General features: G+C 41.8%; 8 protein-coding genes and 1 pseudogene. 8 read left to right on the top strand and 1 reads right to left on the bottom strand.

What is annotated here, in order from left to right:
• The first annotated feature begins 68 nt into the window (after positions 1-68).
• Both murB and LN995_RS14745 read left to right on the top strand, forming a co-directional pair.
• Positions 69-1,085 (top strand): UDP-N-acetylmuramate dehydrogenase, encoded by a 1,017-nt coding sequence (gene murB, locus LN995_RS14750; RefSeq protein ID WP_229961849.1) that lies wholly within the window; start codon positions 69-71, stop codon positions 1,083-1,085.
• Positions 1,086-1,565: 480 nt separating this feature from the next.
• Positions 1,566-2,018, top strand: a complete 453-nt coding sequence (locus LN995_RS14745) for a lipocalin family protein (protein WP_229961848.1) — start codon at positions 1,566-1,568, stop codon at positions 2,016-2,018.
• A 33-nt stretch (positions 2,019-2,051) separates the two neighbouring features.
• On the opposite strand, the pseudogene LN995_RS14740 reads toward LN995_RS14745, so the two are convergent.
• Positions 2,052-2,821: pseudogene (locus tag LN995_RS14740) on the bottom strand (transposase).
• Positions 2,822-3,175: 354 nt separating this feature from the next.
• On the opposite strand from LN995_RS14740, the gene LN995_RS14735 reads away from it, so the two are divergent.
• The 6 genes from LN995_RS14735 (at position 3,176) to LN995_RS14710 (ending at position 11,851) form a co-directional block, all read left to right on the top strand.
• On the top strand, positions 3,176-3,676 hold the full coding sequence (locus LN995_RS14735; RefSeq protein ID WP_229961847.1) for a lipocalin family protein: 501 nt from the start codon (positions 3,176-3,178) through the stop codon (positions 3,674-3,676).
• Between the two features lie 261 nt (positions 3,677-3,937).
• Positions 3,938-4,534, top strand: a complete 597-nt coding sequence (locus LN995_RS14730) for a collagen-like triple helix repeat-containing protein (RefSeq protein WP_229961846.1) — start codon at positions 3,938-3,940, stop codon at positions 4,532-4,534.
• A gap of 233 nt (positions 4,535-4,767) precedes the next feature.
• A complete protein-coding gene (locus tag LN995_RS14725; protein ID WP_229961845.1) occupies positions 4,768-8,169 on the top strand; it encodes a SusC/RagA family TonB-linked outer membrane protein in 3,402 nt (1,133 codons plus the stop codon).
• A gap of 64 nt (positions 8,170-8,233) precedes the next feature.
• On the top strand, positions 8,234-9,691 hold the full coding sequence (locus tag LN995_RS14720; RefSeq protein ID WP_229961844.1) for a RagB/SusD family nutrient uptake outer membrane protein: 1,458 nt from the start codon (positions 8,234-8,236) through the stop codon (positions 9,689-9,691).
• Positions 9,692-9,704: 13 nt separating this feature from the next.
• Positions 9,705-10,550: a zinc-binding metallopeptidase gene (locus LN995_RS14715; RefSeq protein WP_229961843.1), complete on the top strand. Its 846-nt coding sequence runs from the start codon at positions 9,705-9,707 to the stop codon at positions 10,548-10,550.
• A 44-nt stretch (positions 10,551-10,594) separates the two neighbouring features.
• A complete protein-coding gene (locus LN995_RS14710) occupies positions 10,595-11,851 on the top strand; it encodes a DUF4302 domain-containing protein (RefSeq protein WP_229961842.1) in 1,257 nt (418 codons plus the stop codon).
• Positions 11,852-11,942: the final 91 nt, after the last annotated feature.

Here is an 11,942-nt window from a genome sequence, read left to right as displayed (position 1 = left end):
ATTTATTTTCCATGCTGTACCTGTTAACTTTTAACTTCCCAAGCTACCTTTGCTGTAAATTACCACTTATGAAACTGCAATCTGATATTTCGCTTAAACTTTATAATACTTTTGGCATAGATGTAAAAGCCAGCTTTTTTGCACGCTTCAACAATGTGCAGGAACTCCAGGAACTGCTGCAACAGCCAGAGGTAAAGCAGGAGCAGATATTAGTATTAGGAGGAGGCAGTAATTTGCTTTTCACGAAAGACTTTGATGGTGTAGCGCTGCAAAACGGCATCAAAGGAATAGAAGTACTGCGTCAAAACGAGGAGTATGTGTATGTAAAAGCTGGCGGCGGCGAAATATGGCATGAGTTTGTGCTTCGCATGCTGGAACAAAACCTCGGAGGTGTAGAAAACCTTTCTTTGATACCAGGCACAGTGGGAGCTGCTCCTTTGCAAAACATTGGTGCCTATGGTGTAGAACTAAAAGATGTGTTTTATGAGTTAGAGGCTGTAGAAATTAGTTCTGCCCAAACCCGCATATTTAGTAAAGAAGAATGCCAGTTCGGGTATCGCGAAAGTGTGTTTAAAAACGAGTTAAAGGGGCAGTACATTGTAACTTCCGTAACGTTTAAGCTACACAGAAAACATAATCTGAATATATCTTACGGAGCTATAAAAAGTATCTTAGACGAAATGCAGGTAAAACAGCCCTCTATACAAGATGTTAGTGCTGCCGTTTGCCAGATCCGTAGCAGCAAGTTACCAGACCCCAAACAGATTGGCAATGCAGGCAGCTTCTTTAAAAACCCGGAAATACCAATAGCTTTATTTAAGGCGCTTAAAGAACAATATCCCGAAATTCCTGCTTATCCCGTTTCTGACATCTCTGTAAAAGTACCTGCAGGCTGGCTGATTGAGCAATGCGGCTGGAAAGGAAAAGTAATCGAAAACTATGGGGTTCATAAAAACCAGGCGCTGGTGCTGGTAAACTATGGTGGTGCTTCAGGCGCTGACATCCAAAAGCTTGCTTGTACCATTATTGACTCTGTAGAGGAGACATTTGGAATCAGGTTACACCCAGAAGTGAATATTATTTAAAACTAAACTCTTTAAGATATAGAAGCTTTTATATGCTTACTGCATACCTTTCTGGTTTAAACCTTCACAACAACTAGCCCTTATTGCCTGTTACCATCCCTCTGAGGAGAGGAAACTTTCCAGAATTGTGGAATTATCCATCTCTGGAGGGATAAATTCTTTTTATCAGAAGACATAAACCAGACTTAGTAAATCATAACTTACTTAACTGTTTAGTATTGCTGCTGTATCTCTGTGAAATATTCTGCTCTTTAAATACACTATAATACAATTGTTTATATATATAATTTACTTTATTTTATATCTGGCAACGTACCTAGGCTATATTTTAGATTTATTTTCATAATTTGCGTATTAGAAGCCTTTTTTAAGAAGAATCTTTAGAACTTGAAAAGCCTAAAAAAATTTAAAACAAAACCTTCGTTTTTACAGTACTTGCATCTATATAAAACATTTTGAATTTTTAATATAAAACAAATCATGTTAAACCTTAGACTACTTTCGTTCTTTTTCCTGTCCTTACTGACCCTGACTTTTATTAGCTGTAGTGATGACGATAATGATGAAGACACTGTTGAGCCATCAAGAGTTGAATTACTTACTGCTGCCATCTGGAATGGAAATAAAATAACAAGTGAAAACCCTATTGCAACTCCTTTACTTCCAAGCGCGGAGTCTATCACAATTAAGTTTAATGAAGACGGAACATATGTAGCTACTTTTGAATATGATAACACGCCTTACGAGGTGCCAGGAAACTGGGAGTTAACTGATGATACTATTGTTCTGAACTTAGGTTTAGGAGACTATATGTTTAGGGAAGCAGATATAACGGAGCTGACTTCAACTAACCTTACTTTAAAAGGTGATGTTGCAGTTGACTTTCAGGGAGAAGAACTTCTGGTTCCAATTGAGCTATACTTAGTCAGATAGGAAAAGCTCTTAATAAATAACTCAAGTTGCGAATTACAAGCACTTGTGTATCGTGTATGCGAAAAGGAATAAGACGATTTTCAGGAGGAAGCCTTGGGGAGTGACGGCATGGATGGCTTGTGGGAAGGCGTTTTCGATGCCGCTGAAGGCCTCTTCAACCCTTTTCCTCATCGTCTGCTTGACGAAGGCCAAGGCCGGGCTGTCTTTGCGGTGGCTGTTACTCTTGCGCTGCGGCAGCAGGGCCACCTGCTCGCACTCCAGGTAGAGGCCCTCCAACACATAGTTGGTGTAGGCGCTGTCGGCGTAGAGGCTGCTTCCCTCGGGCAAGTCCACGCTCATGGCTTCGAAGGCTTTGGCGTCGTGCACGCTCCCGGCCACGATGAAATACTCCACCGGCAGGCCATCAGCAGTGGTGAATACTTCTACTTTAAAGCCGTAGAAGTATTCCCGCTTGGAGGCGTTGTAGCCTCTGTAGGTGCTACGGGGAAACTGTCAATGACGTACTCACTCGAGGTGCTGAGCTCCTTGAGGCCCTGGCCCAGGGCCAGAAAGATGGAAGCGACCGTCTGGCTCAAGCGATGGAGCATGCGGTTGAAGTTGCTCTTGTGCGGCATCCGGCAGCGGTGATGCTGCTGCATATAGCTACGGGCCGTGGTCATGTTGCTGCCGAAGTAGCGGGCAGCCAGGAGGGCGGTGGTGATGACCTCCGCGTCGTTGAGCTTGCGCTTGGCAGCTGGCTTTTGGCCTGCAAGCTTTAGGTAATCATCAATAAAACAGTAAATTGCTATCGTGAAGTCAGTCATGGTAAGTCAGGGTTAAAGTTTGGTAGCTTTATTCCTTAACAATCCTGGATGGCTTCATCGTTTATAAATCGCAACTTGAGTTAAATACTAAAAAAGAAAAGTCCCCTGATACAGGGGACTTTTCTTTTTTAGTCAGTTCTTTATACATAGATAAGCATCATAGATAAATATTTTTCACCTCATTAATTCAGATGAAAAAATAACACTTTTGAAAACCATCGATGAATCATAAATTATTTTCGATGAAAGGTTCAATTTTATCTTCATAAAAATATCTATATTTTTAGTTTATAATACACAATTATTCACACTAAATTTGCCTCATCCAATAACATAAACCAAATCTAAAAAACTATGAAAAAGTTAAATTTTATTGCGTTCCTTTTAGCTGCCCTTTTCACGCTAACCTTCACAAGCTGCAAGGATGATGATGAAGATTCTCCTGCTCCATCTGAACGTATGACCATGTTAACCGCAGAACAATGGACTGGTAAAGCTCTTGTGATTAAGGATGAGGCTTATACCGAAGCTCTTGATAAAGCTTTATTAGAGGAAACAGGGCGTGGGCTTGAGTACTACTTTGACGTTACCTCATGGAAATTCAAATTTAACAGCAACGGTACTGGTGAATCAAGTATGACCATGTTTGGAGAAGAAGACTCTGAAACGGGTAACTGGGAATTTACCAACAATGAACAAAAGATTAAGTTTAAAGGAGAAGATGGAGAAGAAGATATAGTAACCATCAAAAAGTTAACATCTACTGAGCTGTATTTGGAATTTGAGGTAGACTATGAAGATGCTGAACTTGAAGAGCTATTAGGGAGTACATTGGAAATCCATTATGAAAGATAGCAAGCTTAGTTCATACATAAGTCTTCCTTTTGAAACAGCAAAGGCTCCTGCTAAGGAGCCTTTGCTGTTTCAATTGTTCTCTCTGTATAGTGAAAGATGCAAACTCAGTTTTAACCATCGTCGATATACTTTAAGGCATACTACTTATAACCTATTTGCAAAAATTAACATAATACTATAATTAATTTCATATTTTTTCTATCTTACACGTATAAGATTTCATTTCTCATCATATCATAACCAATTCAAATATCTTAGAACATGAAAAAGCTCTTACAATTTTTCCTGATTTTGGCTGTTGCATTTGGCCATGTTGCATGTGAAGGCGACGAAGGCCCTCCAGGACCACAAGGTGAACAGGGTGAACAAGGTCCCCAAGGGGAACAAGGAGAACCAGGGGAGTCAAGTACAGCACAGGCATATGACTTTAACTGGACTTTTGAACCAGATGAGGATGGCTACTATTATTACGGATTTAATTTTGCAGAAATTCAGGATGCTGATGTTACTGTTTCTAATTCTGATATAATTCTTGTGTACTGGAATCCTTACGAGAGTTTAAATTTAGGAACAGATATATGGATGCCTTTACCACAAACAATGTTCCTTCAGGACGGAATATTATCTGTAAGCTATCTTTATACTACTGAATTTCTAGAAATAGATTTAAATGCAGGTTTTGATTTAGCCACTACTCCAAGTGTAACGGACAATCAAAGATTTAGAATGGTTGTGATTCCTGGTGAGTTGCTAAATGGAAGAACAGCCGGTGCTCCTGTAGATTACAAGAATTATGAAGAAGTGGTTAAATACTTTAATATCTCAGAAGACAATGTGAAGAAAATTCAGCTTCAATGAGCTTTAATTAAATAAAGATTAACTCATACAACAACAAACCCGGCAAGTCTCCACTTGCCGGGTTTGTTGCTTAACAGACGATTTAAAAGTTTAAAATAATACCCTCAATTTACTAATTAGGCACAACTTGTCTTTAAATTTTAAAACCCGGTTAATTGCAAGAAGAAATAATTTAATTATATTTAGAATGCTTTACCTATTAATAATCAGAGACAAACGCAGCCATATAATATATGAATGGAAACCTTTACGAGAAGAAAAAGAAGAAGCTTAAAGCCTTACTGGTACTGATTACATTAACTGGTTCTGTGTTCTCTATACCTACTAAAGCATACAGTACAACTTTTAGTAGTTTAAGACAAGATAATATTCTAACCCGAGGTACAGTAAAAGTACAGGATAGCAGCGGGGAAGTTGTAACCATGCCAGGTATAACCATTTTGGAAAAAGGAACAGGCAACGGCACCGTAACAGATGAAAACGGTAATTTCCAGCTCAGGGTAGCACCAGGTGCTGTGCTGGTGTTTTCCATGATCGGGTATGAAACGCAGGAGGAAAATGTAGCGGACAGATCAACCATTAATGTCACTTTATTAGAGAGCTCCAGTGAACTCAGAGAAGTAGTAGTAACAGGTTATCAGACTATTGACCGCAAAATGTTTACAGGTTCTGCTGCCTTACTTACCGGCGAAGACGCTAAACGGGAAGGCATAACAGATGTAAGCCGTATGCTGGAAGGCCGTGTGGCAGGGGTAACAGTACAGAACGTATCAGGTACATTTGGTGCGGCACCTAAAATAAGGGTACGTGGAGCCACCTCCATTACAGGTGATAATAAGCCGCTGTGGGTAGTCGATGGCATTATTCTGGAAGATGTGGTAAACGTGTCTAATGAGCAGTTATCTACCGGCGATCCGGCCACTTTAATTGGCTCTTCTGTGGCCGGTCTTAACCCCAACGACATCGAGAGCTTCCAGATTCTGAAAGATGCCTCGGCCACGGCTATGTATGGAGCAAGAGCCATGAATGGTGTGGTGGTAATTACGACAAAAAAAGGACGCATAGGCAAACCTTTAATATCCTACACTGGCAATTACTCTACTTACCTGAAGCCCTCCTACAGCAACTTCGACATTATGAATTCTGCAGATCAGATGTCGGTGTACTCGGAGCTTTACCGCAAAGGCTGGCTAAATTACTCTGACGTTGCCCGAAACCAGAACGGCGGCATTTTCACTAAGATGTCTGACCTGATTACAGCTTACGATGAAACATCCGGTACTTTTGGCATTCAGAACACACCTGAGGCAAGGGCAGCTTTCCTGGAACGTTATGCCAGAGCCAACACCGATTGGTTCGATATCCTTTTCAAAAACTCTTTCATGCAGGAACACTCCTTAAGTATATCCTCAGGTACTGAAAAAACACAACTTTACTTTTCTACCAGCTACCTGAACGATAACGGCTGGACAGTGGCTGATAATGTGCAACGCTTTACAGGTAATGCCCGGGCAAATTTCAATGTATCCGATAAGGTATCTTTTGGCCTGATTACGCAAGGTTCTATCCGTGACCAGCAGGCACCCGGCACCGTTGGCCGTGTCAGCAATCCGGTTTCAGGCCAGTATGATCGTGACTTTGATATTAACCCCTTTAACTATGCTCTTAACACCAGCCGTACATTAACAGCTTATGACGAAGATGGTAACCTAGAATACTTCAGAAGAAATTATGCTCCTTTCAACATTCTGGATGAACTGGAAAATAACAGCCTTGATATTTCAGTACTGGACTTAAAGTTACAGGGAGACTTTAATTATAAAATTACGAAAGATATCAAGTATGGCTTTTCAGGTGCCATCAGGTATGTTAATACAAACCAGGAGCACAAGGTAACAGAGAACTCTAACATGGCTATGGCTTACCGTGCCGATGACGATGCCACCATACGACAGAACAACAAGTTCCTATACCGCAACCCCGACAACCCGGAAGCAGAACCTGTTGTCGTGCTGCCGTACGGCGGTTTCTACAACACCAACGACGATAACCTGACCAGTTACTACTTCCGCAACAACCTGGAGTGGGATAAGACATTAAATGACACACATATCCTGCGGCTTTTCGCTTCGCAGGAGCTTCGTTACGCAGACCGCCAGAACAAAACCTTTACTGGCTATGGTTACCAGTACGACAAAGGCGGTGTGCCTTACATCGATCCTAACATTATCAAGCAAGGAGTAGAAGGCAACTTCAACTACTACAGCATGCGCATGGGCTACGACCGTTACCTGGCTTACATGGTCAACGGCGCTTACTCCTACAACAGAAAGTACAACCTGAATGGTACCATTCGCTACGATGGTTCTAACCTATTGGGAGAGTCCCGTTCAGCACGTTGGCTACCCACCTGGAACGTTAGCGGCTCGTGGAACATCGATACAGAGCCATTTATGCAGAACCAATACGTAGTTAACCGCTTAACATTACGAGCTACCTACGGCCTTACAGCCAGCATGGGCAATGCCACCAACTCCAGTTTGGTTTTGCAAACAGGCAGCACCAGGAGGCCTTACCTTACAGAAGTAGAATCTATGATTTACATTCAGGCATTAGAGAACTCTGAACTGACCTGGGAAAAGCAATATGAAACAAATGTTGGTGTTGATGCTGGTTTGTTTAATGAAAGAATTCAATTGACAGTGGATGGCTACGTCCGAAAAGGCTTTGACCTGATTGGCCCTATCAGAACATCGGGCATAGGTGGTGAGGCTGAAAAAATAGCCAACTACGCTGATATGGAGTCTCATGGGCTGGAGGTAACCTTAGGAGGCAGAATCGTGCAGAACAGCGACCTGAATGTAAGAACACAGTTTACGTTCGGCTATAACAAAGGCAAAATAACTAACCTACAAAGTAATCCCGATATCTGGTCTTTGGTGATACCGGAAGGAGGACCAAAACAAGGCTATTCTTACCGGGGCCTGTTCTCCATTCCTTTTGAAGGGCTTGATCCGGAAACAGGTTCTCCTTTGTTTATCAATGAAAGCGGAGAGGTAAGTGGTAATGTATACCTGCAGGACGACGAAACGCAATATTTAAAATATGAAGGCCCGGTTGACCCTGTTGTTACCGGAGGCTGGTTTAACTCTGTTCAGTATAAAAACTTTTCACTTTCTGCTTTGGTAAGCTATAGTGGCGGGAACAAAATCAGGCTTAACCCGGCTTTTAAGAGCAGTTATACTGATTTGGATGCCATGCCCAACTCTTTCTTAAGCCGCTGGACATTACCAGGAGATGAAGCATACACAAATGTTCCATCAATTTATGACTTGTTAACTGAGAACTCAGTAGCAGGTACTTACCCACTCAACAATTACAACTACTCTTCAGCACGTGTAGCAGATGGTGATTTTGTTCGTTTAAAGCAGGTTTCCTTATCTTATAATCTGCCTTCTAACCGTGTACAGGCAATAGGTTTAAGCAGCCTATCCCTTAGTTTTGTAGCGAACAACATGTGGCTGATTTATGCTGATGACAGATTGAATGGTCAGGATCCTGAGTTCTTCAACTCCGGTGGTGTGGCAATGCCTATCCCCCGCCAGTTTACCTTATCACTAAAAGTTGGGTTTTAAAATTTAATGATAAAATCCTGTAAAAAGAGACTTGAAGAAGCTTTGTTAAATTTCAAGACCTAAAATGAAACAAAAAAAATTACCTTATATATTCCTTTGCAGCATGGTTACATTAGCAAGCTGCAATGATTTTCTGGAACAACCTGTAGACCAACGCGCCACCCTTAACTCTGTAGAAAAAGTAAGTGAGCTGTTGGTTACTGCCTATCCGGAAGCAGACTATGCAACTTTTACGGAGTCTATTTCTGACCTGGCAATGGACAAAACCAGTGGCAGTGTAGTTGTTGAAGAAGAGAACCAGAATCCCTACTTCTTTCAGGATGTACCAAGCAGAAATGAAGGCTCACCTACAAACTACTGGTATGCCTGTTATGCTGCCATAGCCGCTGCCAATCAGGCATTGGAAGCCATTGAGAACGCACCTAACCCTGAAGACTACAGCGCCCAAAAAGGCGAAGCTTTAGTAGCCAGAGCTTATGCTCATTTTATGCTGGTCACGCTTTTTTCAAAGGTTTATGATCCGGCTACTGCCTCATCTGACCCTGGTATCCCTTACGTTACCGAGCCCGAAAAAGTAGTAATGGGGCAGTATGACCGCAAAACAGTTACCTATGTATATGAGCAGATTGAAAAAGATCTTACCCAAGGCCTGCCTTTAATCAACAATAATGCTTATACCGTACCTAAATACCATTTCAATACAGCTGCAGCACATGCTTTTGCAACGAGATTTTATCTTTTTAAACAAGAGTATCAGAAAGTAATAGATCATGCTAACCAAGCTTTCCCCGGAGGCGAGATTGAGTCAAGTTTACGCCCCTGGGTAGATGTTTACAGTAACTTAACGGCTAACGAGGGGCTGGCAATTTATACGCAGGCAACACAGCGGGCCAATCTTTTACTGACAGAGACCACTTCAACCTGGGCTCGTTATTATGCCAGCTATCGTTATGGCTTGGCCACTCCCATTGTTAATTACCTGTTCAGAAGTGCTAATGTAACAGGTAGCTCCTGGGTTTTTCCGCTCTATACCCAAGGCGACAATAACTGGCTCATCCTTAAATTCAGGGAGCACTTTGTGCGCACCGACATAAACGCTGATATTGGACTTGCTTACACTATTTTCCCTTTGTTTACGGCAGAAGAGGTATTGTTTAACCGTGCAGAGGCTTACATAGAACTGGGCAACTACAGAGCGGCCAGAGCAGACCTAAATACCTATGCCAGTGCCCGTATCGCTAACTATGATCCTGTAGCAGATGCTGTTACTACCTCTAAAATCAGATCATTTTATGGTATCTCAGACACAAAAGAAGGATTAATAGCAACTTTACTTGATTTTAAAGCCGCAGAATTTGTACAGGAGGGCATGCGGTGGTTCGACATTATACGACATGATATTACAGTAGAGCATCCGACAGCCTCAGGACAAGTGCTTACATTACCCCCTGGTGATCCGCGCCGGGTATTCCAGATTCCTCAGGAAGTGGTACTGGCCGGCATAGAACAAAATCCTCGCTAATAAAACAGACGCCATGAATAAAAGATACATAAAACTCCTGCTCCTGTTTGTTGTTGTAAGCACCTTTACCGCTTGCTCCAAAGAGGATGATGTAGATATTTCAAACTTAAACCTGAAGGGCGACACCTGGGTGAGTGGTCCGACAGATAATTGGTTATATGAGAACTTTGTTGTGCCTTACAACATCGAAGTAAAGTACCGATTCGACCGTTATGAACTTGCCCTTAACAAAGTGCTAGTGCCGCCCAGAGAAGATAAAGTTATCCCGGTTATGGAAACTATAAAACAAACCTGGGTTGCACCTTATGAACAGGAAGCCGGAGATGCCTTTATTAAAACACTTTCGCCAAAACAGTTTGTGCTGGTGGGTAGCGCAGAGTACAACGATAATGGAACCATAACACTTGGTACTGCAGAGGGAGGCCGTAAAATAGTTCTTTATGTGGTTAATAATTTTGATAAGCAGGATGAAAGCCAGGTAAAGCAGATGCTTCATACCATTCACCACGAGTTCGGGCACATCCTGCATCAGACTGTTATGTATCCGCAGGACTACAAAACGATTACCACCGGTTACACCGCCAGCTGGAACGATTTTTCACTGGAAGATGCCAGGTCAAGGGGATACATTACCCAGTATGCCCGAAGTAACCCGGATGATGACTTTGTAGAAATGGTTTCTATTATGCTGATAGAAGGTAAAACTGGTTTTGATGCCATTGTGAACAGCACGCCAGCTTCTGCACAAGCCCTGCTAAGGCAGAAAGAGCAAATTATTGTGGGCTACTTTGAAGAAGCCTGGAATATTGACTTCTACAGTTTACAGGCCAGGACACAAACCGCTATCAATGCACTTTAAAAAGACAGAACGAGGCGCAAGTGCCTATTTTTAAAATAAACAACATGAGGAAGATATTATTACTGGGTTTACTGATTTTATCGTTTCTTTCTGCTTGTAAAGACGAAGAGGAAGAACTGATACAGGGGCAGAGGCCTGACAAACGCTTAAATGAAACATTAACTGCTTATAAAGCACAGCTAACAAGTGCAGAATATGGATGGAAAGCTCTCCTGCTTCCGGCAGGTGGAGCTGGTTATAATTTCCTGTTTAGTTTTGGTGAAGATGACAGAGTAAGCATGTACAGCGACATTAATGCCAGCACAGCCGCTAATGCTATGTCCAGCACCTATCGCTTAAAAGGCATGCAGCGCCCCTCCCTGCTGTTCGACACCTACTCTTACATACACATACTGTCTGACCCGGATGCCACTATAAGCGGAGGAGACTGGGGCCAGGGCCAATATTCAGATTTTGAATTTACAATAGAATCTGCCACTGCTGATTCTATTAGCTTGGAAGGTATTTATAATGGCAGTAAACTTATTCTAACCCGAGCCACTCAGGAAGATGCGGCAAATTTTATTGATAGAATTGCTGCTAACGCCAATGCTCTTGAAAACATTAACAGCTTTACTACTTACTTTAAAAGGGTTTCTGTTGGAGATAAGTCTTTTGATGTTGATGTTAATACAGATATCAGGCTTATTACATTTTCTTACTATGAAGGCAACATTATACAAACTTTTACTACCAGATACTATTTAACAGAAGATGGTTTGGTACTTTTAGAGCCATTTGTACATGAGAGCGAGACTATAACCTCTCTAAACTCCCTGACATATAATACTGCAGAACAAAGAATTGATTTAGTGATAAATGGAGTCTCAGGTTCGATACAGGAGTCAACCAAGCCAGCCATAGTAGATGCACAGGCACCAAGAAGATTTTACAACGGAGCAACATACTGGGTATCAACAAATGGCTTTACAAAAGAAGGAGTCACGGATGCTTTTATGGTAAGATCAATACAAAACTTTGATGTTATTACACTATATATTCAGGTAAAAGGTCTGTTATTCTGGACAATTGACGGTAATTATTTCGGTCCAACTTTCAATGCTGAACTCACTAATGATGGAAGAATTATATTTACAGAAACAGGTGAATTCAGGCCTACACCAGAAGAGGCAGCCCCAATGGTAACAGCAACTAGCAACCAACTTTTTATACCGGAAGGATATTATGTTATACAAACCGGAACCAACAGCTATGACCTTGTAAGTGCAAAGGATGCAAAAGCCTGGATCAGCTTTCAATAAAATCAATCCATAAAACAACAAAGGCTCCCTAAACAGGAGCCTTTGTTGTTTTATGGATGCCAGAACAAGGCAGTATCTCAAGAACTGTGTA

Origin of the sequence: Pontibacter silvestris (assembly GCF_020907275.1) — a bacterium.
GTDB lineage: Bacteria > Bacteroidota > Bacteroidia > Cytophagales > Hymenobacteraceae > Pontibacter > Pontibacter silvestris.
Note: the sequence above shows the minus strand (reverse complement) of the source record. Positions and strands in the feature narration are given on the sequence as shown.